This window comes from Leuconostoc gasicomitatum LMG 18811, assembly GCF_000196855.1.
In the GTDB taxonomy this organism is placed as follows: Bacteria; Bacillota; Bacilli; order Lactobacillales; family Lactobacillaceae; genus Leuconostoc; species Leuconostoc gasicomitatum.
The window spans coordinates 1331146-1356376 of sequence record NC_014319.1 but is presented as its reverse complement, the minus strand read 5'-3'; the positions used below and the strand labels follow the sequence as shown (position 1 = coordinate 1356376).

At 37.2% G+C, this 25231-nt stretch carries 25 protein-coding genes; 19 read left to right on the top strand and 6 right to left on the bottom strand.

Annotated elements, in window-relative coordinates:
• The first annotated feature begins 14 nt into the window (after positions 1–14).
• Positions 15–491 (top strand): pantetheine-phosphate adenylyltransferase, encoded by a 477-nt coding sequence (gene coaD, locus LEGAS_RS06515; protein ID WP_010388364.1) that lies wholly within the window; start codon positions 15–17, stop codon positions 489–491.
• Positions 491–1582, top strand: coding sequence for a SepM family pheromone-processing serine protease (locus LEGAS_RS06510; RefSeq protein ID WP_013231762.1), 1092 nt, complete (start codon positions 491–493; stop codon positions 1580–1582). The genes coaD and LEGAS_RS06510 overlap by 1 nt, the downstream gene beginning before the upstream one ends.
• A 40-nt stretch (positions 1583–1622) precedes the next feature.
• Here the strand turns inward: LEGAS_RS06510 and LEGAS_RS06505 are convergent, their stop codons facing one another.
• The 3 genes from LEGAS_RS06505 to pncB all read right to left on the bottom strand — a co-directional run bounded on the left by LEGAS_RS06505 (position 1623) and on the right by pncB (position 4578).
• Entirely contained in the window at positions 1623–2312 is a 690-nt protein-coding gene (locus tag LEGAS_RS06505; RefSeq protein ID WP_010388368.1) for a MucBP domain-containing protein, read from the bottom strand.
• 90 nt (positions 2313–2402) lie between these two features.
• A complete protein-coding gene (gene nadE, locus LEGAS_RS06500; RefSeq protein WP_010388370.1) occupies positions 2403–3227 on the bottom strand; it encodes an ammonia-dependent NAD(+) synthetase in 825 nt (274 codons plus the stop codon).
• 1 nt (position 3228) lies between these two features.
• Positions 3229–4578 carry a nicotinate phosphoribosyltransferase gene (gene pncB, locus LEGAS_RS06495; protein ID WP_013231761.1) on the bottom strand — a complete coding sequence of 450 codons (1350 nt, stop codon included), beginning with the start codon at positions 4576–4578 and terminating at the stop codon, positions 3229–3231.
• Between the two features lie 72 nt (positions 4579–4650).
• On the opposite strand from pncB, the gene tsaE reads away from it, so the two are divergent.
• From tsaE to LEGAS_RS06480, 3 genes are read left to right on the top strand one after another with little or no spacing between them, the layout of a single operon-like run.
• A complete protein-coding gene (gene tsaE, locus LEGAS_RS06490) occupies positions 4651–5100 on the top strand; it encodes a tRNA (adenosine(37)-N6)-threonylcarbamoyltransferase complex ATPase subunit type 1 TsaE (RefSeq protein ID WP_010390822.1) in 450 nt (149 codons plus the stop codon).
• Complete coding sequence (locus LEGAS_RS06485; RefSeq protein WP_010390820.1) at positions 5097–5609, top strand: GNAT family N-acetyltransferase; 513 nt, start codon at positions 5097–5099, stop codon at positions 5607–5609. The genes tsaE and LEGAS_RS06485 overlap by 4 nt, the downstream gene beginning before the upstream one ends.
• Positions 5606–6139 carry a 3'-5' exonuclease gene (locus tag LEGAS_RS06480; RefSeq protein WP_010390818.1) on the top strand — a complete coding sequence of 178 codons (534 nt, stop codon included), beginning with the start codon at positions 5606–5608 and terminating at the stop codon, positions 6137–6139. Before LEGAS_RS06485 ends, LEGAS_RS06480 begins: the two co-directional genes overlap by 4 nt.
• Positions 6140–6171: 32 nt before the next feature.
• Here LEGAS_RS06480 and LEGAS_RS06475 read toward each other — a convergent pair whose 3' ends face one another.
• The 3 genes from LEGAS_RS06475 to LEGAS_RS10080 form a co-directional block, all read right to left on the bottom strand.
• Positions 6172–6990, bottom strand: coding sequence for an exodeoxyribonuclease III (locus LEGAS_RS06475; RefSeq protein WP_010390810.1), 819 nt, complete (start codon positions 6988–6990; stop codon positions 6172–6174).
• A 66-nt stretch (positions 6991–7056) separates the two neighbouring features.
• Positions 7057–7881 (bottom strand): NAD(P)H-hydrate dehydratase, encoded by an 825-nt coding sequence (locus LEGAS_RS06470; protein WP_041771844.1) that lies wholly within the window; start codon positions 7879–7881, stop codon positions 7057–7059.
• Positions 7882–7945: 64 nt separating this feature from the next.
• Entirely contained in the window at positions 7946–8116 is a 171-nt protein-coding gene (locus tag LEGAS_RS10080) for a hypothetical protein (RefSeq protein ID WP_010390809.1), read from the bottom strand.
• 291 nt (positions 8117–8407) lie between these two features.
• Between LEGAS_RS10080 and pepV the strand changes: the two genes are divergently transcribed.
• The 14 genes from pepV (at position 8408) to rsmB (ending at position 25175) form a co-directional block, all read left to right on the top strand.
• Positions 8408–9823, top strand: a complete 1416-nt coding sequence (gene pepV / locus LEGAS_RS06465) for a dipeptidase PepV (protein ID WP_013231759.1) — start codon at positions 8408–8410, stop codon at positions 9821–9823.
• Between the two features lie 85 nt (positions 9824–9908).
• Positions 9909–10346 (top strand): peptide-methionine (R)-S-oxide reductase MsrB, encoded by a 438-nt coding sequence (gene msrB / locus LEGAS_RS06460; RefSeq protein WP_010390799.1) that lies wholly within the window; start codon positions 9909–9911, stop codon positions 10344–10346.
• A 69-nt stretch (positions 10347–10415) separates the two neighbouring features.
• Entirely contained in the window at positions 10416–11180 is a 765-nt protein-coding gene (gene pnuC / locus LEGAS_RS06455; protein ID WP_089886023.1) for a nicotinamide riboside transporter PnuC, read from the top strand.
• Between the two features lie 47 nt (positions 11181–11227).
• A complete protein-coding gene (locus tag LEGAS_RS06450) occupies positions 11228–12370 on the top strand; it encodes a nicotinamide-nucleotide adenylyltransferase (RefSeq protein ID WP_013231757.1) in 1143 nt (380 codons plus the stop codon).
• 151 nt (positions 12371–12521) lie between these two features.
• Positions 12522–13298, top strand: a complete 777-nt coding sequence (locus LEGAS_RS06445; protein WP_010391563.1) for a glucose 1-dehydrogenase — start codon at positions 12522–12524, stop codon at positions 13296–13298.
• A 125-nt stretch (positions 13299–13423) separates the two neighbouring features.
• Entirely contained in the window at positions 13424–13567 is a 144-nt protein-coding gene (locus LEGAS_RS10075) for a hypothetical protein (RefSeq protein WP_013231756.1), read from the top strand.
• Between the two features lie 30 nt (positions 13568–13597).
• Positions 13598–13888 (top strand): DNA adenine methylase, encoded by a 291-nt coding sequence (locus tag LEGAS_RS06440; protein ID WP_049777076.1) that lies wholly within the window; start codon positions 13598–13600, stop codon positions 13886–13888.
• A gap of 137 nt (positions 13889–14025) precedes the next feature.
• A complete protein-coding gene (locus tag LEGAS_RS06435; protein ID WP_013231754.1) occupies positions 14026–16557 on the top strand; it encodes a peptidoglycan amidohydrolase family protein in 2532 nt (843 codons plus the stop codon).
• A gap of 218 nt (positions 16558–16775) precedes the next feature.
• Entirely contained in the window at positions 16776–18071 is a 1296-nt protein-coding gene (tig, locus tag LEGAS_RS06430; protein ID WP_013231753.1) for a trigger factor, read from the top strand.
• 189 nt (positions 18072–18260) lie between these two features.
• Positions 18261–19517 carry an ATP-dependent Clp protease ATP-binding subunit ClpX gene (gene clpX, locus LEGAS_RS06425; protein WP_013231752.1) on the top strand — a complete coding sequence of 419 codons (1257 nt, stop codon included), beginning with the start codon at positions 18261–18263 and terminating at the stop codon, positions 19515–19517.
• A complete protein-coding gene (yihA, locus tag LEGAS_RS06420; protein WP_013231751.1) occupies positions 19517–20101 on the top strand; it encodes a ribosome biogenesis GTP-binding protein YihA/YsxC in 585 nt (194 codons plus the stop codon). Before clpX ends, yihA begins: the two co-directional genes overlap by 1 nt.
• Positions 20102–20259: 158 nt before the next feature.
• Positions 20260–22677, top strand: a complete 2418-nt coding sequence (gene priA, locus LEGAS_RS06415; RefSeq protein ID WP_013231750.1) for a primosomal protein N' — start codon at positions 20260–20262, stop codon at positions 22675–22677.
• 175 nt (positions 22678–22852) lie between these two features.
• A complete protein-coding gene (gene fmt, locus LEGAS_RS06410; protein ID WP_013231749.1) occupies positions 22853–23821 on the top strand; it encodes a methionyl-tRNA formyltransferase in 969 nt (322 codons plus the stop codon).
• The gene (gene rsmB, locus LEGAS_RS06405) at positions 23814–25175 is read left to right on the top strand and encodes a 16S rRNA (cytosine(967)-C(5))-methyltransferase RsmB (protein WP_013231748.1); all 1362 of its coding nucleotides are present in this window, start codon (positions 23814–23816) and stop codon (positions 25173–25175) included. The genes fmt and rsmB overlap by 8 nt, the downstream gene beginning before the upstream one ends.
• Positions 25176–25231: the final 56 nt, after the last annotated feature.

The following is a 25231-nucleotide window of genomic DNA, read 5'->3' as shown; positions in this document are numbered from 1 at the left end:
AAGGGGAAACAAATATGAGTATTGCATTATTTCCAGGTAGTTTTGATCCGTTGACTAATGGTCATTTAGACATTATTCGTCGTGCAAGTAAAATGTTTGATACGGTGTTTGTTGGTGTAGGTAATAATACGAGTAAGCAAGCGCTATTTACGCCCGAAGAAAAGATAGCACTGATATCAGTTACTGTTGCTGACTTAGATAATGTTAAAGTTGCTGTGATGCACGGGTTGACAGTACAATTTATGGCAGAAATCAACGCTGGATTTATTGTTCGCGGGTTGCGTAACAGTAAAGATTTTGAATACGAACGTGATATTGCAGGTGTCAATAGTGCACTAGCTGATGTTGAAACAATTTTATTATTGTCTAAACCAGAAAATCAAAATATTTCTAGTTCAATGGTTAAAGAGATCGGTGCAATGGGTGCAGATAATATGGCAAAGTTTGTGCCTAAAGTAGTTGTTGATGCACTAAAGGAACGGTTAAATTAATGCATAAAAAAAGTAAAATTATAGCGGCAATTGTTGCCGTTTTTGTAATTATTGGTCTAGTATGGCTTGTTCGTCCGCTTGATGGCTATATTGAAAGTCCTGGTGAAGCAGACGATTTATCACAATTTGTAAAGATTGATGGCAAAAATGATACATCAAAGGGTCGTTACAATATCACATCGGTATATCTTTCTCGGGCAAATGGTTTTAGTTATTTGCAAACAAAAATAAATCCACACATGTCTTATGCCAAGTCTGAAGATATTATGGGTGGGCAAAGTTCTGAAGTATTTAATGAAGTGCAGAATTTTTATATGCAAAGTGCCATTGCTAATGCTGAGCAAGTAGCATTTAAGAAGGCAAATCAAGAAATAACGGCAACTTATCGTGGCATATATGTGTTAAGTGTGAGTGACACATCACACTTTAAAAAATCAATTAAGGTTGGGGACACTATTACAGCCGTTGATGGGCATCATTATGAAAATTCTGATGGCTTTATTAAATATCTTGCCAATAAGAAAAAAGGTGTTCGAGTGACAGTTGATTACCTACGTAACGGGAAAAAAGGGCAAACTTCGGGAGACACTATCAAGCTACCTAGTAGTAAATCACCTGAATATCCTAATGGTCGGTCGGGCATTGGTATTGTTTTGACAGACAATGTCGCAGTTTCAACATCACGAAAGATAACTGTTGATCCAGGCAAAATTGGTGGCCCTTCGGGTGGTTTAATGTTTACATTGCAAATGTATGATCAACTTACCGGTAATAAACTGTCTAAAAATCGTAATATTTCTGGTACTGGGACGATGAATGTTAACGGCTATGTTGGTGAAATTGGTGGTATTGATAAGAAAGTTATTGCTGCAAAGGAAGCAGGATCAACTGTATTTTTTGCGCCTTATATCGTACCAACTAAAGAAATTTTGAAGTATGAAGAACAACATAAAACAAATTATGAACTTGCTAGAGATACAGCAAAAAAATATGCGCCAAATATTAAAGTTATCCCTGTAGAAACATTTCAAGATGCAGTAAATTATCTTGAAACAGGTAAAGTAATTAAAACAACAGATAAGGTAAAATAAAAAATAGACGACATCTTTTTATAAAGATGTCGTCTATTTTTTATATTTTATGAACATATATGCTATTAATCCAACCACTGTTGGCAAGTTTGTACCACAGAAGACCGTTTTCATGACGCTCCTCTTTTGAAATAGCAACAAGATCACCATCTAAAACGCTACCAATTGGTAAACCATAAGGAGTGGCAAATATCTCAGTTGACATATTTGGTAAGAAGTTAACTAACGCATTCGGTTGATTATTTTCGACGTTTAAGTCTTGTATATAGTTAATATTTTCGACATTAGGCGCTGTATCTGATAATGACATTAATGATGCATCATAACGTATCCAAACATGATCGCCAACTTGGTACCAAAATTGACCATTTCCTGAAATGACACGTAGTGGTGTTGCCCAATAACTGTCAGGAGGTAACGTTGTTGAAATATTAGCATAGTCGTCGGGATCTGTATGAGCAAGCGTTTCAACATGTAATGCAATATACATATTAACACGATGTGCGTCACGCCAGCTTTGTGGCCGATAATTTAGGTGTAGAGATTGTGGCAAACTACCGAAAATACCGGATAGTTCACCTGAATTATCAACATACACATAGTTTGGAATGTTTGGCGTGTCAATTGTATAAGTTGTTTTGGACAAACCGTCTAAACGTTCGGGCGGTAAAAGTTGTTCGTGGGTCGCAATATTTTCATAATAAATCCAAATGGGTGATTGATTTGTCATAATTTAACCTCTATCACTATTATATCAAAACTGAGTATTTTACTTAAATGGGTTTGGTGTGGTAAAACGTGAAAAAAGAATATGATGAATTTAATAAAACCACGTATCATAAATAGTCACAGGTTCGTGACGTTTGTGTGCGCTGGTCAAATATAAATGTTCAATTTTTTCAGCATCTTGGGTTGAAATATTTTTTCCTTCTAAATAATCATCGATGCAATCGTATGTGACACCAAGCGCAATTTCATCAGGTAACTGTGGTCGGTCGTCCTCTAAGTCTGCAGTTGGTGTTTTATCGTACAATACTTTTGGTGCCCCTAGGGTCTTAAGCATATCACGGCCTTGTCGTTTATTCAAACGCCATAGCGGATTAACATCGGTGCCCCCATCACCGTATTTTGTAAAGAAACCAGCGAACGCTTCTGCTGCATGATCAGTGCCAATTACAATACCTTGATATTCACGAGCTACGGCATATTGGGCAATCATGCGCATTTTTGGTTTAATAGAGCCACGACTCAAATCGTTGACAACAAGACCACTCTCCTGCAAAGCTAGTGTCATAGCATCAGTAGCCGTTTTGATATTAGTGGTTACAATTTGGCTAGGTTGGATAAAGTTAAGCGCTGAAATGGCATCTGATTCGTCGCGTTGTTTACCATATGGCTGTCGTACAGCGATGAGTTCATAATTAATGGTTGTATTGACGTTTAATTCGTCAATAGCAATTTTAGCAATTTTTCCTGCTAACGTGGAATCTTGGCCGCCAGATACAGCAATAATGCAACTTGTATATTGTGGGTTGTGTTGTAAATATTGTTTTAAAAAATCTACTGAACGGCGAATTTCTGTCAGTGGATCAATGAGTGGCTGAACGTGAAGGTCAGCAATAATCTTTGCTTGTAGTGGACGCATATTAATTCTCCTTGATTTTTAGTCGAACATCAGCAATGGCAGCATCTTTGGCCTCTGCCAATTGTTGAGATAACGCGACGTTGTATTGATCAGGATGATCAAGTCGTTTAAAACGATCGGGTAGTTGTAATAAACTATTTTTTGCATATGTTTGAATTGCTTGTATTGTGGGTAGGTGATAAACTTTTTGACCTTTATTAAAAATATCATGCAATATTGGTTTGCCAGAATTTGATTCTGTTGCAAAAGACAACACGTCACCTGATTGTGTGCGCCAAATTTGTTTTTTGCCAGGAATTGAAATTTTTTCAGTATCATCGGAAAGTTTAATAGTGTTTTTACCATCGATACTGACCATTTTGTAAACAGCACCTAACGCAGGTTGATCAAACGAAGTAATCACTTTTGTACCAACACCCCAGACATCGATTTTTGCACCGCGCGCTTTTAAATCAGAAATAACATATTCATCTAAATCATTTGATGCATAAATTTTAGCGTTAGAAAATCCAGATTTATCAAGCATCTGGCGAATTTTTATCGACAATGATACCATGTTGCCAGAATCAATTCGAATACCTTGAAAATTAATTTTATCACCAAATTCTTGAGCAACTTTAATTGCAGCAGGCACTCCAGATTTTAATGTATCAAAAGTATCGACTAGGAAAACAACATCGTGATGTGATTGAGCATAGGCTTTAAAGGCAGCATAATCGCTTTGATATGCTTGAACAAGGGCATGGGCATGTGTACCTGACACGGGTAGATTAAATAATTTACCTGCACGGACGTTTGAAGTGGCATTGAATCCGCCAATGTAGGCGGCACGTGTACCCCAAAGCGCAGCGTCAAATTCTTGAGCACGTCGGGTGCCAAATTCCATTAATGGGTTGCCATTAGCCACTGTTACAACACGAGAAGCCTTGGTTGCAATTAATGTTTGAAAATTAATAATATTAAGTAAAGCTGTTTCGAGTAGTTGCGCATCAATTAATGGCCCCTCAACCTGTAGTAATGGTTCGTGATCAAACATGACCTCGCCTTCATATGGTGCTCGGAGAGTAGCGGTCAATTGCCACTTTTTTAAGTAGGTTAAAAAATCTTCATGATACAAATTAAGTGACTGTAAATAAGAAATATCACTATCACTGAAGTGTAAATCATCAAGATATTGTACAATATGTGCTAGTCCAGCAAAAATAACATAGCCATTATTAAAAGGCATATCACGAAAATAAGCTTCGAAAACAACTGGCTTTTGGTCAATACCTGCTTGCCAGTATGTATAAATCATGTTTATTTGATATAAATCAGTGTGCAATGTGAATGAATCATCTGGGTAGAACATAATAGTTTCCTTTAAAATTATTAAACTCATTATAGCAAAAATATTGTGTAAAAGCCGTGATATAATAAAAACATGAAAGAAATTTTGACAAACAATCGAGATGAAACCCAAAAATTTGCTGCACGTGTTGCTGCCTTATCTAGTCCAGGCCTAGTAATTGCTTTAAATGGTGACCTTGGTGCTGGGAAAACAACGTTCACGCAAGGGTTTTCACGTGCACTTGGTGTGACTAATCGTGTTAAGAGTCCGACCTTTAATATTATGAACACCTATTATACACATCATTTTCCAATTTATCATTTTGATGCGTATCGGTTGGAGGAAACAGGCGCACAGGATCAGGGATTTGAAGATTATGTTGGGACAGACGGCGTGACACTGATTGAATGGCCGCAGTATATGAAAGATTTGCTACCTAACAATCGATTAGAATTAATTTTCACGCGCGGTAAGTATGATGATAGCCGTAAAATTCAAATTAATGGTGTGGGTAGTGCAGTAGAGATAGAAAGGCAATTATGACTTTTGATAGGACTAAACCCATCACTTTTAGTTTAGAAGAGGCGAGTTTAAGACGTGCACAGGCATGGCAATCTTTAATTCAAAATTTGATGTCAGAAACAGATACTTTTTTGGTTGCGAGTGTACGTGATGGTCAAATCGTAGCAGAAGAAAACACAGATGAGCCAGCGATCACTTTATTGTTGATTGCGGAGCAACAAAATGACACGTTACCAGTTGGAATTGCTTCAATTGAAAATGGTGAAATTGGCATGGCGATTTTGAAAGACTTTCAAGGTGCTGGTCTAGGTCAGAGTTTAATGGTAGCCTTACTTGATTGGGCAGAAGTGGTTAAATTAGAGAAAGTTTGGTTGGATGTGCAAACTGACAACTTAGTGGCGACACATCTTTATGATAAGTTTGACTTTAAAAAAGTTGGATCCGAAGTCAACCTCACACTACCAAATGGTCGTGTGACCAAATTACAACATATGGTTAAGTTTTTAGTTAAGGAGAACACGTCATTATGAATTTTATAGCCATGGATTTTGAAACAGCCAATCACGAAAAATATTCGGCCGTATCCATTGCAATAGCAATAGTTCGAGATAATCAAGTTGTTGATAAATTCTATAGTTTGATTAAACCAGAAACGTATTTTAGTTCACGTAATACTGCGGTTCATGGGTTACGTGAAAGTGATGTGATTGATGCACCTAAGTTCCCAGAGATTTGGCAAATTATTTCACCATTGTTTAGAGACAATAAATTAGTTGTAGCGCATAATGCAGCATTTGATAATAATATTTTGAAGGGTACTTTGGCTCATTATGGGATTGAAGAACCTCATTATATGCTACTTGATACTGTACGAACAAGCCGTAAACTATTTCCTAAATTTGAAAATCATAAGTTAAATACTGTTGCAAATAATCTAGGTATAACACTAGACCATCATCATAATGCACTTGATGATGCTGTTGCAGCAGCTAACATTTTAATATATGAAGCCGAACATTTTGGCGTTGATAGTTTAAAACAGTTTGTACAAAATAAATGACCTATCCTAAAGAAAAGGACAGGTCATTTATTTTATAGGTTAATTGTTAGTGAAATTGGAGCATGATCTTGACGCAAACCAGTATCTAAAACATCAGTATTTAAAACATTTTCTGCAATACGGTCACTGACTAAGTAGTAATCAATTCGCCATCCAGAATTATTAATTTTACTAGTTTTGCTGATTTGAGCCCACCAAGTATAAATTTCTGGGGTGTTAGGATTTTGCATACGTAAAGTATCAGTAAATCCTGCATCAAGTAAGGCAGTAAATTTCTCACGTTCTTGATTAGTAAACCCAGCAGAGTTATGATTTGTTTTGAAATTTTTAAGATCAATTTCTTCATGAGCAACATTCATATCACCACTAAAAATAACAGGTTTTTTGGCATCGAGCGTTTGAATGTATGCTCGATAAGCATCATCCCATTCACCGCGAGCTGATAAACGAGCAAGAGCTGATCCAGAATTTGGCGTATACACTGTTGAAACATAATAATTATCAAATTCTAGTGTAATAATGCGCCCTTCAATATCCATTGTGTCTGGGGCAGCAATTTTTGGAAATTCGATACTTAGTGGTTCGATGCGTGTTAACATCATTGTACCGGAATAACCGGAACGTGCTGTACTGGAATCTAAATAGACATGATAGTCAGGAAACAATTCAGCGATTGCTTCTGATTGTTTTTTAGTCATGCCTGTGGGTTTAAGTTTAGTTTCTTGAATGGCGAATACGTCTGGCTTGCGCGCAGCAATAGTTGTCAGTACGTCCCAGGTCATTTCACCACGCGCTGATTTATGTTCAACAGCAGCATTGATTGAATCGATGTTCCAAGATATGAGTTGCATGTATAAATGTCCTTTTTTAGATGATGTGTATGAAATCAAATATTTTTTGTTTTGCAGTATAGTTTACTAGTCAGCATATTTTTTCATAAAAGTTGGTAGAGCATGGCTTATTTGTGTTGGTAATGTCACATATTGCGTTTTGGCAAGCTCATCAGCAATAGCTGAATGTATATAAACCGCGGCTAATACTTTATCTGACAGTGTAGCTGTTTTGAATTGGGCAGTGAAACCGGCAATAATACCCGCTAAAGTATCTCCCATCCCACCAGTTGCTTGGTACGGTCCACCAATAGGTAGTTCGTAAATACCATCATCTGTATATATTTGAGAATGAAACTGTTTTAGAACAATTATTGGTTTTGTGGTGAACTTGTTACGAGCCAGTAAATTAAAGGCTTCAAAGGGTTGTTGGGCAATCGGGACACCACTAACGCGTTGCCACTCCATTTGGTGTGGTGTTAAAATTAATTGCCCTTTTGGCCAAGATAGGTGTTTTTCAGCGGCTAAGGTGAGAGCTGAACCATCTATGATCGTTATTTTTTTTTCTGAAATAGCAGAAAAAACCGCTTGAACAAGATCGACACGATTACCAAGTCCGGAACCAATTAAAATCACATCGCTAGTATTTATATAGGCAGTGAGGTCGTCGTTAAAATTAATAACCATTGCCTCAGGTTTGTGACTATGAATTGCTGTGAAATTACTCGGGTCAGTTGCCACGGTGACTAATCCAGCACCAGCATTGATCGCTGCTATAGTATTCATGATCACTGCACCGCCGAACTGTGAGGTACCACCAATGATTAATACACGGCCATAAGTGCCTTTATGTGACTGATTGAGACGTTTATTAATAACTTTATAAAGTATTTCTTCTGTTAGTGATTTCATCATTTGTTACCTCATGGACCTAATTTCTTATAGGCAATGTGTTACTGATGTATTGATGGTGTCTCTATTTGGTCAGGTGATTACGATTATCCCAAAGTACAGACACAGCGAGAATAAGAACACCTAAATTAGCGGACAGTATGGCAAACGTCATTTGATTGACAATCCAACTGACTAACGAGACAAACATTAGTATGATCGCAATAATAGTGACATAAAGTGTTGTTTTATTCATGATTAACTACCTTAATAATATCCGATTTATATTTTTCAAAACATTGAATGATCAGGATATTTGCAGCGTTAGGTAATAGATTATGTATGTTGTTTATAACCTAACGATACTCACACTTAATTTTATATGATTCAACCAATATTTACAAATAAGGTACGATATCTTAGTATGTTTGTATCACTTGATATGAGTTGTAAATTAGCAACGTCTAACAAATCCATGTGCTTGCTATAATCGAAACAAACAGTATAATAAAGTTATATATCATCATTGAAAGGTTTTTAAACTATTATGACAATTGATTGGAAACAAGAAACGGCTTCACGACAAAATGCCTATATTGAGGACTTGAAGTCTTTGCTGGCAGTTAAATCAGTTCGGGATGATTCTCAGGCAACAACGGATGCACCATTAGGTCCAGGACCAAAAGAAGCATTACTCAAAATGTTGTCCATCGCTGAACGTGATGGTTTTACAATAAAAAATATTGATAATGTGGTCGGCTATATCGAAATTGGCCCTAAAGATGCTGACGAATATGTTGCTATTTTATCTCATGTTGATGTCATGCCAGCTGGCGAAGGCTGGGAGACAGAGCCATTTGAACCAGTAGTCACTGCAGATAAAATTATTGCACGTGGGGCCTCTGATGACAAAGGGCCTGGGATGGCTGCTTATTATGCTTTTAAAATCCTGTCAGATTTGAATGTACCGTTAAAACGACGTGTGCGTTTGATTTTTGGTACCGATGAAGAAAATGATTGGCTTGGCATGACTCGCTATTTTGAAGTGGAGCCTGAGCCAGTATTTGGATTCTCTCCAGATGCAGAGTACCCAATTATTAATGGTGAAAAGGGCAATGTTCAAGTTCTTATCAATGGCAAGGCCACTAATGGTGGTTCAGATACTTTATTATCATTTGATTCAGGTTTGCGTACCAATATGGTGCCTGGTTTGGCTGTTGCATCAGTAAAATCACCACAGATAGCAGAAATAGCACATGAATTTGAAGCCTTTTTGTCAGCGAATAAAGAAATTTCAGGCGCTTTGGAAACTGATAACGATGTTATTAAATTAACTCTCAATGGTAAGCAGGTTCATGGCGCAATGCCTGAAACAGGTGAAAATGCCGGAACTTATTTGGCTAATTTTTTGCAAAAGTTTTCATTTGGCGGTACAGCTAAACATTACTTAACATACCTGGGAACTCCTGCGCACCAAGATACAATTGGTAAAAAATTTGGCATTAATCATACTGATGATGTGATGGGTGCACTATCAATGAACGTCGGTATTCAAAAATTTGAAGCTGATGGTGATTTATTTATCAACTTTAACTTTCGTTATCCAAAAGGTATTCTACCGGAAGAAATTGTTGCTGGGTTAGCAGCACAATTAAATGGGTGGGATGTTACGCCAACAATAGGTGGTCATGCGCAAGGACCACACTACGTCGCACCATCTGATCCTATTGTAAAAACATTGTTAAAAGTTTATCATGAACAAACTGGACTACCTGCACATGATCAAGTAATTGGCGGTGGCACATATGGCCGTTTGATGGCACGTGGTGTTGCTTTTGGTGCGTTATTCCCGGATTCACCTGATACCATGCATCAAGTTAACGAATTCGCGCTGTTAGATGATTTATATCGGTCAATTTCAATTTATGCACAAGCGATTGCTGAAATTACAAATTTAGACTAAGTTAATATGATGAGATTAGAACGCATGAGCGTTCTAATCTCATTTTTGCAAAGCGTATCATATTTAATAAGGGAGGTATAAAATTATGGAAAAATATACGGATGAGGCACTCAAAAAGCGGTTAACACCAGAAGCATATCAAGTAACGCAACATGCAGCAACTGAGCGTGCATACACTGGCAAATATGATCAATGGTGGGAAGCAGGTATTTTTGTGGACATTGTTAGTGGGGAACCATTATTTAGTTCAACAGATAAATACGATGCCGGCTGTGGCTGGCCATCTTTTACACAAAGTATTGATGATGAACATATCAAGCGACATGTTGATCAATCATTTGGTATGACAAGAACAGAGGTGACATCACGCGATGCGAACTCACATTTGGGACATTTATTTACTGATGGGCCAACTGAAAAAGGTGGTTTACGTTACTGCATTAACTCAGCTAGTTTGAAATTTATTCCAAAAAATGAGTTGGCAGCAGCGGGATACGGTGAGTATTTGTCGTTATTCGAATAATATTTTTATCATTTATTTGCTCTAGTTTGTTATAATGTAGGGAAATACTTTTTTGGAGAAGAGCAAATGATGGAAAAGGTCCACAAAAATGATTTTTGGCGATATTTTAACCCTGTAAATATTGTGAAAGAATTGTTATTAGGATGGACGATACCTGAGGCAATTTTATTGATTACGTTAGTGTTGCTTCAAGGTACGGTGTGGGGATTGGGTGTCATGCACACACACAATTTTGACTGGTTCGGCTTAGCGACTGGATTAATGAATATTATTACGGTTGTGTTAGTAGCAAAAGGACGAATTACTAACTATTTCTGGGGATTAGTTTATTCTGCCATGTATATGCCACTAGCATTTCAATCGCATCTGTTTGGTGAAGTCGCGCTTAGTGCATTTTGGGTTGTTATGCAATTTGTTGGTATTATCGCATGGTTAGGTTTTATGAAACGTGATTCAAGTACTGAGAAAAGTGATCAATCAGTAGTTACAACAAAATACATGTCACGAAAACAGTGGCTGTTTGTGATACCCGTCTTTCTTGTCATTTTGGCGATTGTTGGCTTGATTCTAGAACAGGCCGGTTCAAGACAACCCTATATGGATGGCATGACAACAACGATTTCTATGGGGGCACAAATATTGCAGACAGCAAAATTTGCTGAATCTTGGTATGCTTGGTTACTCTTTGATATCGTTGAACTTATTTTATGGGGACGGGCTTGGACTGGCCATGCAGACCCTAGTGCATTTGCCATGCTTGGTATGAATCTAGCACTGACAGTTAATGCGATTTATGGTATTGTTCAGTGGCGGAAGTTAACAAAGAAAGAGTGAGAGGATAAGCTATCATTAAAAAGTGGTAGCAAAGCGCGTTTATAAACATGAGAACTTTTGCAGGTAATTTATTTAAAGATGATTTAGAAGGCGAAAAAATTGGTGTTTTTTTTGGTACATTAGCACCAATGCACGTGGGTCATCAAGCAGAAATTTATAAGGCTGCTGCCCTAAATGATGGGGTTGTGGTTATTGCATCAGGATATACAGGTGATCGTGGTGATCAAATGGGGCTTTCTGTCGAAAAGCGGTTTCGCTATTTACGGGAAGCATTTAGTGATGAAACGGCGATTAAAGTAGATTATATTAATGAAGATAATATTCCTCAAATGCCCGCAGGATGGGATGAATGGACCAAAATCTTAGTGCAAACTGTCAAACGTAATGTCGTTAATCAGAATGCTAAAATTACTTTTTATACAGGTGAAGCAGAGTATAAATTGGATTTAGAGAAACGTTTACCTCAAACTGGGCAATTTACTGTTAGTTTGATGGATCGCACGGTTTTGAAAATCTCGGCAACTGACATTCGTAAAAATCCAATAGGCAATTGGGATTATATTAATCGTGTTTTTCGGCGCCATTTTACAAAGAAAGTTACTGTCATGGGATCGGCATCTACAGGGAAATCAACTTTAGTACGACGATTAGCGCGTACGAGCAACTCACCATTTTCCGAAGAATATGCACGTGAATATCAAGAACGATCAAATGTGAGTGATGACGAATTAGTAGTCAAAGATTATATTCGTTTGATTCAAGGGCAGTATGATGCTAATTCTAAAGAAATTAATTCACCAGCTAACAACGGTTTGACGATTTTTGATACGGATGCCATGGTAACTAAAGTTTATGCTGATTTGTGGCTGAGTAAAGAGGATAGTAGGCAATTACTGCCACTGTTTGATAATACAATTAGTGAAGAATTGATTGATCTTATCTTGATTATTCCACCAGTGACACCCTATACTCATGATGGTTTTCGTAACATGAATAATACTGATGACCAGTCAAGGTGGGCATTTCATAATGAATTAATGCGTGTTATAAAGCATTATGGTTTCATGGACAAAGTAGTGTTGCTGGATGCTAAGGGTGAAGGTGAAGATCCTTATGGTTATTATGCCCGCTACTTACAGGCTTTAGACGCGATACAGGAAAGAACAGGATTTAATATTAAACATTTATAATAACGAATTGGTCAATCTATTGAGATTGACCTTTTTTATTAACTAGACAACTTGAGCATGCAGTTCTTTGTATTTACCATTGACATACAGCACATAAACTCCTACAATGAAATTGTTAATAAAATCACAAAATAAAAGTTAGGAGACTATCATGTCAGAAAAAGTAGCGATTGTAACAGGCGGTGGACAGGGAATTGGTGAAGGCATTGCATTGCGATTGGCCAAAGATGGTTATGCGGTTATTGTCAACGGCCGTACAGAACATAAACTTACCAAAGTTGTTAATAAAATTGAGGCTGCTGGCGGTGAAGCATCACTGTTTGTTGGAGATGTTCAGTCTCGTCAGGTTAACTTTGATTTGGTCCAATTTGCCATGGAAAAATATGGCCGTTTAGACACATTTATTGCAAACGCGGGTATTGATTGGGTAGACACGATTGAAGAAACACCCGAAGAACAAGTTGATAACATTTTAAACATTAATTTAAAATCACAAGTATGGGCTTTACAAGCAGCACCAACGGCTTTAAGAAAAAATGGTAAACAGGGTGGTACAATCATTTTAGCATCTTCAATTGCTGGTATGGAAGGCTTTGAAATGTTAGGTATTTACTCAGCAACAAAATTTGCTGCACGAGGCTTAATGCAAGCTGCAGCCAAAGAATTGGCTGCAGATAATATTCGTGTTAATGCCTATAACCCAGGTATTGTCCTAACGCCAATGTGGGATGAAATAGATGCCCGTTTCGCAGAGCGCAAGAACGTGCCAGTTGGATCAACACGCCAAGCGTTTATTGATGGTATTTTGTTGGGTCGTGGTGAAGAACCAGAAGATATTGCGAAGTATGTGTCATTCTTGGTATCAGATCAAGCTGATTATATTACCGGACAATCATTAGCAGTCGATGGTGGAATTAAGTTTCAATAATAAAGTAGATGATATGGACTAGAAATATTAAAATTACTGCTGAATTTCTTTTTATGACTTGATCTCAATCACATTTTGATCCACAATTAAGATCAAAAAACTTGACGTGATAAAGGATCCGGCCCATGATTAGCAACAAGCAACAAGCAACAAGCAACAAGCAACAAGCAACAAGCAACAAGCAACAAGCAACAAGCAACAAGCAACAAGCAACAAGCAACAAGCAACAAGCAACAAGCAACAAGCAACAAGCAACAAGCAACAACTAGCTGAATTACGACCTTTTATAAAGTGGGTCGGTGGGAAAAGGCAACTGTTACCAGAATTGGCGAAGTTATGTTCCAGAGCACTTTGGAACATATTTTGAGCCGTTTTTAGGTGGCGGTGCCTTTTTGCTTGCTTTATCACCTGAACACGCAGTAATAAACGATTGCAATCCGGAATTAGTTATTTCTTGGATGATGGTGCGAGACAGGCCAGAAGAATTATTAAAACAACTTAAACAACATCAACTTAATCATAGTAAAGAATATTATTTGCATTTACGTTCAGCAGATCGTGATGGTAGATTAGAAAAAATGACTCTATAAGATGAAAGCGCTTAGGCGCTTTTTATATGCCGTATATGTCAAAAAAGAAGTTTACGCGAATAACGATTATGGTATGATATATTATGTTATAAATAATCACGTCAAACGTGAGATGGAGAAAGGGAGATTTTCCTGTTTTGGTAAATAAGAAATTGCGAGTGAAAGAACTACTTGTTTCAACAATAATTATTGGTGGCGTTCTGGGCACCATGTCTACGGTTAATGCTGCTGAAAATACAGCGCATGTATCGACACAAGTGCCAAGTACAATAGCATCAGGTTCGAGTGGTACATCACAAGCGCCAAGCACTAAGACACCAAGTTCAACCATAAATGAGTCGAGACAAAATGATAATTATAATGTGACGCCGTCAACAAAGTCTATTCAAGTACACCAAGCTAAATTTAAAACCGGTTCTGTAATCACATTGACTAATTCAGCAAAAACGTCCAATGGCACACAACTTCAAAATTACGGTGATCAATCAGGTGTGGTGACAAATGTCATATCGCCAAAGCATGCAAATTTAGATTATACATACGATGTTAAATTAGATAATGGCATGGTAATTTCTAATGTCTTAGAACAAGGCGTTGTTTCTTTTGATAAAATAAGTGCATTTAGTATCAATAATCGCGTCGAGATAAAAAAAGACGCGACCCATGATCCTGATGGCAAAAATATTTCTGCTTATCGTGGCTTTAGTGGTACGATAACTAAAGTCACACGATACCACCAGTTATCATCAAATTTCTATTACCAGATTACTTTGGACAACGGGGTTGTTGTAGCTAAAATATTGGAACAAGATTTACAACGATACACGAATAAACCTGTACATAAAGATGGCTGGTCCAGTGAAAATGGTGTGACCAAGTACTATGTTAATGGCGCAGCTATCATTGGTGAAAAGAAAATTGATGGGCATTGGTATAATTTTGCCAGCAATGGGGTGCAATCAAAAGGTCTGACGACACTTGCACATAAAACTGTATTTTACGATATGAAGTCTGGTCAAATGGCATATGGTTATGTTTGGACTAATAATGGCACGCTGATGTTTTTTGATACGTCTGACGGACACGCTTTAACTGGTGTGAGACACTATAGCGGTGGCGTGGAAGTTTGTGGGGCTGATTTCAAGCAAATTCGTAATAATTATGCAACCGTTGGTAGTTCAAGATATTACTTGACTGGCAATGGTGACGCGTTTAAAGGCTCACGAGAAACCAACGGTCAGTTAGAGTTTTATGGCACTAATTACGTTCAAGTACGCAATAATTATACTTGGTTAAATGGCTCATTGATGTTCTTTGATGGTAATGGTCATGCCATGACTGGTGTGCGTTATTATGGCTTAAATATGGAGTATTATGACGCTAATCATAAACAGATTCGAAATAGTTATATGCGAACAGGTAATACTTATTATTATTTGAAAGCTAACGGAGATGCGTTTAAAGGTCTACGTCAATATAGTGCAACGGGGCTTGAGTATTACGGTTCTGATTTTAAACAAGTCCGTCATAACTACGCTACGACTAATGGTTCAACGTACTATTTCAATGGAGATGGAGATGCCATTAAGGGTACACGGATAGTCAATGGTAAGTTGGAATATTATGATAATAATTATAAGCAGGTGCGCAATAATTACGCTTGGTTGGATGGCTCATTGATGTTCTTTGATGATAATGGGCATGCCATGACCGGTGTGCGTTATTATGGTTCAAATATGGAATGTTATGACGCTAATCACAAGCAAATTCGAAATAGCTATGTGAAAACAGGCAACACGTATTATTATATGAAAGCTAACGGAGATGCATTTAAAGGTCTACGTCAATATAGTACAACAGGGCTTGAATATTATGGTTCTGACTTCAAACAAGTCCGTAATCAATCAGTGACTATTGGGGATAAAATTTATCATTTCAATAAAGATGGAGATGCTGATTCAATCCAATCTAAAAATCCAACTACTGCTAGATATGCAAAAAATACGAGTGTGTATATCACAAACAATGCTGACCAATCAGTTAATGGTAATCATAATTTAAAAAAATACGCTGGGCAAAATGTTAAGATAATTAGCGTAACAGCTAACAAACAGTCAAACTGGCTGTACACGGTTGAACTTAACAATGGCACTATTATAAAAGATGTATTCGAACAAGACCTGCAGGAAAGTAAAGTTAATTTTAAAGTGAACACGAATAAATTAATTAATTGGTTCGAAAGTCGTAAGGGAAAGTTAACTTATTCAATGTATGGTTCTCGTAATGGAACAGATGGGACAGCTGATTGTTCCGGATCTGTTGTACAAGCCATTCGTGATGCTGGTGGTACACCATTTACATGGTTGTATAATACCGAGGCAATTCATGCTTATTTAAAAGATAACAGCTACCAGCTCATTGATAACAATGATCCTTATGGTTGGCTGTCAAGGCGTGGTGATATTGTTATTTGGGGTCAACAAGGACATAGTGACGGTGCTGCTGGACACATTGGTATTATCACAAATAACTTAGATAACCCACTGTTCATCTCAACATGCTATATAACGCAAGGACAAAAAGGGACAGCAGTCCAAGAAGTACAATACAATCAATTTGCTTCCAAAAATGGCTATCCATATTATTATGTCTATCGTTTAGCACAATAATACTAAAAAATAATTTTAACAAAACCGCTTGAATTAGTTATTTCTATTCAAGCGGTTTTTATATAGAAATCGGTGCTCAAATGAACTTTACAAAGTGTGATAATTGACATGATCATACTAATATATAGATGACTTTTAACAAATAAGATAAAATTGTTGTGATTTAGTCGTATTTAAGATAAAATTAAAAGGTATTTAAAACATTTGGAGGACTTACAATGTCTAACTGGACAGCAGCTGAGGATCAAAAGAACCAAGGCACATTAGAATTTAAAATTTCACGCGCACAAGTTGAAGCAGGCTTAGAAAAAGCTTTTCAACAAAACAAGAATGACGTTTCTATTCCTGGATTTCGTAAGGGAAAAGTAACCAAGGCACTCTTTTTCTCAAAGTTTGGGGAAGAAGCTTTGTACCAACAGACAATGGATATTGTTTTACCAACTGCATATGAAGCAGCTGTTGATGAATCTGGTATCACACCAGTCGGACGTCCTAACATTGAACCAGTGTCAATGAACAAAGGCGAAGACTGGACAATGAAAGCTGAAATCACAACTGCACCTGAAGTGAAGTTGGGCGAATACTTAAACCTCGAAGTTGAAGCAGCTGACACAGAAGTAACAGATGCTGATGTTGAAGCAGAAATTAAGCATTTACAAGATGGTCAAGCTGAATTGGTTTTGCAAGAAGCTTCAGTTAAGGCTGAAAATGGCGATACTGTTATTCTTGATTTTGATGGTTCAGTAGATGGAGACCATTTTGATGGTGGTCAAGCTGATGACTTCTCATTAGAATTAGGTTCAGGTCAATTTATTCCTGGATTTGAAGAACAATTAGTTGGCCATTCAGCAGGGGAAGATGTTAACGTTACTGTAACATTTCCAAAAGACTATCAAGCAGCAGACCTTGCCAATAAGGAAGCCTTGTTTGAAGTTAAAATACATGAATTGAAGCGTAAGGAATTACCTGAAATTGATGATGAATTTGCCAAGGATGTTGACGAAGAAGTTGAAACTTTAGCTGAATTGAAAGAAAAGACAGCTAAGAAGTTGACTGAAGATAAGGCAGAATCAGCACAAGCAGCTTTTGAAGATGCAGTGATCACAAAAGCAGTTGATAACGCATCAATTGATGGTGATAAAGTGCCTGAAGCAATGATTGATGAAGATGTTCACCGTCAAATTGATCAGTATTTGGCACAATTACAACAACAAGGTATTTCACGTGAAATGTTCTTCCAAATTTCAGGTCAAACTGAAGATGATTTGCACAAGCAATTCGAAGAAGGTGCAGAAACACGCGTTAAAACTAATCTTGTTCTCGAAGCAATTGTTAAGGCAGAAGCTATTGAGCCAAGTGAAGACCAAATTAATGAAGAAGTAACTAACTTGGCAACACAATACAAGATGGAAGCTGCTCAAGTGCGTGCAAACTTGTCAGATTCATTATTGAAGCATGACATTGCCATGCGTGAAGTCATTAAGAGAGTAACTGACTCTGCAAAAGCAAAGTAATATTTTTTTAAAAGCCGTTAGGCTTTTTTTTAATAACTACGGTTAGGAGACATCAAAAGGATATTGTAATGATGCCTAGCTTTCATATGATAAAATTTATACTAAAATGATTGTGTAATCTGTTAGAATAGAATAGTATTTAAACTTGACGCAGTTGTATGATTTAAATGAAATTAAAAGGAAGATAGTATGGCACAGACACCAGATTTGGAAGAAGAAATTTATTGCAGTTTTTGCGGCAAATCTGCGAGTGAAGTACGACAAATTGTTGCTGGACCAAGTGGCATTTATATTTGTAATGAGTGTGTGGATTTAGCAAAAAACATCATGAGTGAGGAATTAACAGTGGATCAAACAGTCACAAAACCGATAACACTAGCATTACCTACACCGCATGAAATCGTTGCAGAATTAAACGATTATGTGATTGGACAAGATGATGCCAAAAAGACACTTGCAGTTGCAGTATATAATCATTATAAACGTATCAATGAAAACTATACACCAACAACTGATGTTGAATTACAAAAATCTAATATTGCTTTGATCGGGCCTACTGGTTCTGGTAAAACATATTTAGCACAAAGCTTAGCTCGTATTTTAGATGTACCTTTTGCGATAGCTGATGCCACAACATTAACAGAAGCTGGTTATGTGGGAGAAGATGTTGAAAACATTGTATTGAAATTATTGCAGTCAGCTAATTTTGATATCGATGCGGCACAACATGGTATTATTTATGTTGATGAAATTGATAAGATTGCAAAAAAATCTGAAAACGTTTCAATTACACGAGATGTTTCAGGTGAAGGTGTCCAACAAGCACTTCTAAAAATGCTAGAAGGCACGATTGCTAGCGTACCACCACAAGGTGGTCGAAAACATCCACAGCAAGAGTTGATTCAAGTAGATACGACCAATATTTTATTTATTGTTGGTGGCGCTTTTGCTGGGATAGATACAATTATTAAAGAACGTTTAGGTGAACGAGTTATTGGATTTGGGTCGGATGCAAACGATAATGCTATCGCCCTAGAATCTGAAAATATCCTTGAACATGTTCAGCCAGAGGATATGACTAAATTTGGTTTAATTCCTGAATTTATTGGCCGGTTACCCATTGTAACTGTATTGGATGAATTAAAAATAGATGATTTGACACGGATTTTGACCGAACCTAAAAATGCTCTGATTAAGCAATACACAGCTTTACTGGGGTTAGATGATGTTGTATTAGAATTTCAACCAGACGCACTAGAAGCGATGGCTGAATTAGCTATTAAACGACATACTGGTGCGCGCGGTTTACGATCAATTATTGAATTAACTATGAAAGATGTCATGTATGATATTCCCAGTCGTGATGATGTTTCAAAAGTCATTATTACCAAAGCCAGTGTTATTGATGGGGAACAACCAGAATTACAGTTGAAAAAGGTGAAATAATGGATGTACACAATGTTGATATGGTGATGAGTGCAGTTTCGGCCGCACAGTATCCAACAGACGGCAAGCCCGAAATTGCATTAGTTGGGCGTTCGAATGTTGGTAAATCATCATTAACTAATACGTTAATTCAACGTAAAAATTTTGCACGAACATCATCACAACCGGGAAAAACACAGACACTAAATTTTTATAATGTCGAAGATAAGTTGTATTTTGTTGATGTTCCTGGCTATGGCTATGCCAAAGTTTCTAAAAAACAGCGTGAAGAATTTGGTCATATGATTGAAGAATATATCACATCACGTAAACAATTACGTGGCGTTGTTAGCTTAGTTGACGCACGCCATGAGCCAAGTGACGATGATGTGTCGATGTATGAATGGTTGCATTATTATAATATTCCAATCTTGATTGTAGCAACAAAGTCAGATAAAATTTCAAAAAGTAAGTTTAACAAGTATGCATCAAATATTAAGCAAACACTTGGTTTTGATGAAGACGAAAGTGATTTTCAGTTTTTTTCATCTGAGACAAAGTATGGTAAAGACCAAGTTTGGAAATGGATTGAAGCACATATATAATCAAAAAAGAGTCCTTAATACCGACTCTTTTTTAGCGCAAAAATAGATATCGTTAATTTTATTAAACGAAGTCAGCATACTGTTAAATATAATAGGAAGAAAGTACCACATTTTACGTAACGGCTTTATGCTATTGACAGATTTGATACAATAAGAGTATGACGAAATTACATTATGCACAAATCATCGTTGACGTACCGACGATGCAAACTAACCAACCGTACACCTATGTTGTACCAGAATCAATGATTGAATCAGTGCGACCTGGTATGCGTGTTGATGTCCCCTTTGGTCATCGACATGTTATGGGATTTGTTGTTGGATTGCGGGCAACAACGGAGTTAGAGACGAACAAATTACGTCATATTAAAAATTTATTAGATTTAACACCAGTTTTGAACACAGAATTATTAAATTTGTCAGCGTATTTAGCGCAAGAAACGTTTGCGTTTCGTATTTCTGTTTTGCAAACGATGTTGCCTAATGCTTTAAAAGCAAGTTATGAACGTATCTTGAAAATTATTGATGATGTTGATGAGGACGTTCGAGACCGTATTTTTAAAGGATTAGATGAGATTGTTTATCAGCCACGCGAATTGAATGTGCGTGATATTGCTACGTTGACTAAACTACGACGTGAACATAAAATCGAAGTATCGGTCAATGTAACTAATCGGTCAAAAATTAAAACACAATTAGCCTATCAATTTAATGGTGATATAGCATTTTTGGAAGATGAACGCCAAGATTTGAGACCAACTGCAAAAAAACAGGTTGAACTATTAATGTTCATTATGGGTCATTTGGAAGAAGTATGGGTAAAAAAAACATTACAAGAAATAATTAGTGTGAGTGATGCCATACTAAATCAAGGTGTCGAAAAAAAATGGTTAAGCAAAAAGAAGGTGGAACAATTACGTGATCCTTTTTCAATGACTGATATTATACCAACGACAGCTTTAACACTTAATGAAGAACAACAAAATGCACTGAATCATATTGTTGCCAGTTTTGATGCGCAACAATATCAACCTTTCTTGTTGGAAGGTATTACAGGTTCTGGTAAGACAGAGGTATATTTACAAGCAGCACAGCATGTTTTTAATCAAGGAAAAACGGTATTATTTCTAGTGCCAGAAATTGCATTAACACCGCAAATGGTTCGCCGTGTGAAATCACGATTTGGTGCACAAACTGCGGTATTACATTCTGGTTTATCTGACGGTGAACGATATGATGAATGGCGTCGCATTGAACGTGGGGATGTTAAAATTGTGGTTGGTGCAAGATCTGCAGTTTTTGCACCATTGAATAATATTGGGCTCATCATTGTTGATGAAGAACATGAAACAACCTATAAACAGACAGATAATCCACGTTATAATGCACGAGATGTTGCACTTTGGCGTGGTGAATATTATCAAATACCTGTTGTATTGGGTTCAGCCACACCATCGCTGGAAAGTCGTGCACGTGCGCAACGTGGTGTTTATGAATTATTGCGCCTAACACAACGTGCTGGTGGAGCTAAGTTACCGGTAGTTGACGTAATTGACATGAAAGCAACATTAGCAGACGGGCCTGAAACTAATTTTTCTGAGCAACTAAAAAATAAATTGCAAGAGCGTCTAAATCGTGGAGAACAGTCTGTATTAATGTTGAATCGGCGTGGCTTTTCTAGTTTTGTCATGTGTCGCGACTGTGGCTTTGTGCCACGTGATCCTAATTGTAACTTGGCCATGACGTTACATATGGATTCGCATACATTAAAATGCCATTATTGTGGACATGAAGAACCTATTCCAATAATTTGTGCTAATTGTGGTTCAAATCGTATTCGTTATTACGGCACCGGCACTGAGAAAGTCGAAGCAGAACTGGCAACGCTATTACCTGAGGCACGCGTCATTCGTATGGATCAAGATACGACACGTAAAAAAGGGAGCATGGATAAAATGCTGCAGAAATTTGGGGATCATAAGGCTGACATTTTACTTGGGACGCAAATGATTGCTAAGGGTCTTGATTTTCCAGAGGTTACTTTAGTCGGTGTCTTAAATGCTGATACATCATTAGGTTTACCAGATTTTCATGCGAGTGAACGAACTTTTCAATTGTTAACACAAGTTAGTGGTCGTGCTGGTCGTGCTAAAAAGGCAGGTGAGGTATTAGTTCAGACGTTTAATCCACAGCATTATGCGATCGTTTATGCAAAGAAACATGACTATGAAGGATTTTATAAGCAAGAAATGGCTGTCAGGCATGCAGGTAATTATGCACCATATTACTATACTGTTCAAATTCAAGCTAGTCATATTATGGAAAATGAAACTGCAAAACAGATGATACAAATTGCGCGTTGGTTACGTTCTCGTGTCGATGATAAGGTTATTATATTAGGCCCATCACCAAAACCGATTGCGAAATTACGCAATCGTTACTATTTTCAAATTATTTTAAAATTTAAACATCGGCATGAAATGGACGTTTTATTGACAGAATTGCAAAACCGCGCCCAAAAATCAAAAAACGGATTACAATTAATGATCGATCGTGAACCGGTTTCTTTTATGTGACAAATGTATGACAATATTCTATGTTATAATAATTAAGAAGCGAAATACTCGTATTAGCGAGTATTTTTTAGTGATTACAAAGATATAACATGTGCCGGCTTGGTAGTTTAGTCATTGAACAAAGCAATTAAAATGATTGATTCATGTATTGTACAGAAAAGAGGTTCGATCTATCATGACATATTCAGTTGTACTAATGGGAACCCCACAGTTTGCAGTTCCCATCCTAGAAGCATTAATTGCTGATGATAAATATGACGTCAAGGCTGTGGTTACGCAACCAGATAAGCCACAAGGACGTAAACATGTTTTAAAACCTAGTCCAGTTAAGGTTGCAGCATTAGCACATAATTTGCCTGTCTTGCAGCCTGAAAAAATTAGTGGTTCAGATGACATGCAGCAAATCATTGCACTAAATCCAGACTTTATTGTGACTGCGGCTTTTGGCCAATTTCTACCCGATAAATTATTGGAAGCAGCTAAAATAGCCGCTGTTAACACGCATGCCTCATTATTGCCTAAATATCGTGGCGGTGCACCAGTGCATTATGCAATTATGAACGGGGATACCGAGACAGGTGTTTCAATCATGCATATGGTTAAAAAAATGGATGCTGGTGATATTATTGATGTTGTTAAGGTGCCAATTACAAATCAAGATAATGTGGGTACTATGTTTGATAAGCTGAGCTTAGCTGGACGTGATTTACTATTGGCTAATCTACCTAAGATCGCTACTGGTGACATTTCGCCAGTTAAACAAAACGATAATGATGTGTCATTTTCACCTAATATTCCACATCATATGCAAAATTTGAATTTTACAAGTGAAACAGCACAACAAATTGATTGGCATTTGCGTGGTCTTTACCCAACACATCCAGCACATGTGCAAGTTGCAGGACAGCGAGTTAAGCTTATAAAAGTGACTCCGCTGGACGAAAAAACTGATTTATCTGCGGGACATGTTGTTGAAAAAACAAAAAGGCAATTAAAAATTTCGGCAGCTGATCAAACCGTGGTTAGTATTGATAGATTACAACCAGCTGGAAAATCTGAGATGGATATTGTAGCTTATCTAAACGGAGCTGGTAATCAGTTACAAACAGGAGATTTATGGGCAGAGGAGCCAATTAATGAGTGATAAACGTGTTTATAGTGATAATCCCCGTGTGTTAGCAGTACAAACGTTAGCTAAAATTAAAAATGGTGCATACTCTAATTTACAATTGAACCAAGTGATTAAGCAACACCAATTGAGTGAAGCAGATAAACGTTTGTTAACAACACTTGTGTATGGTGTTATTCAGCACCGGATGACATTTGAATATTGGCTGGCGCCATTTGTTGGAGATAAAAAAATTGATGCCTGGGTGCGTGAATTACTGTATTCAGCCATTTTCCAGATGAAATTTTTGGATAAAATTCCAGAACATGCCATTTTTAATGAATCCATTGAAGTGGCTAAGATACTTGGTCATGTAGGTACTGGAAAATATGTGACAGCTATTTTGCATAACATTGGTCGCCAAGGTTTAAGAAATATTTCTGAAATAAAAGAACCAATACAACGTTTGTCTATTGAAAGAAGTTTACCGATTTGGTTAATTGAGACGCTGATCTCACAAAATGGTGAAGAGGCAACGCGTGCAATGCTTGAAACAATCAATGATGCCCCCAAACAATCCATTCGTGTGAATACGACATTAGCAAGTGATGAAGAAGTAGAACAGGCATTGGCAGCTGAAAAGTTTACCACTGTCAAATCACGTGTAGCGGCACATGCTTACATTGTTTCTGGCGGACATGTTGCCAGTTCAAAAGCTTTCCACGATGGTTTATTGACGCTGCAAGATGAAAGTGCTATGTTACCAGTTGAAAGTATGCGTTTGACAGAGAATGTTAAAACGATTCTTGATGCAGCGGCTGCTCCTGGCGGTAAAACGACCCAAATTGCACAGTCTGTTGGTGAAAATGTTACAATTACTGCATTAGATATTCATGAACATAAAATCAAACTAATTCAAAGCAACGCTGAACGACTGCATGTGACAGAAAAAATCCGTACGCGTGTGTTAGACGCGCGTAAAGTACCAACAGAAATAGAACAAAAATTTGATCGTATTTTAGTTGATGCACCGTGCTCAGGTTTTGGTTTACTACGACGCAAACCAGAAATTCGTTACGACAAAACATTAACAGATGTCGAAAATTTAGCGCATTTGCAATTTGAAATCTTAGATTCTGTTAGTCAAAATGTTACTGATAATGGTATGATTGTTTACAGTACATGCACAATTTTGCGTCAAGAGAACGATGATGTTATCACAAAATTCCTATTGAAACATTCAGATTTTGAACTTGTACCAACACAAACATCAAAAAACTTGAAGCCAAACCGTTCTGAAGATGTGCTACATGTTTATCCAAACGATTATCAAACAGATGGCTTTTTCGTTGCAACATTGCAAAAGAAAATGTCGACTGACAACGTATAATCAATTGTCAAAAGAAAAGTAAAAATACATCACGTGAAGCAAGATTTTCGAGTTAT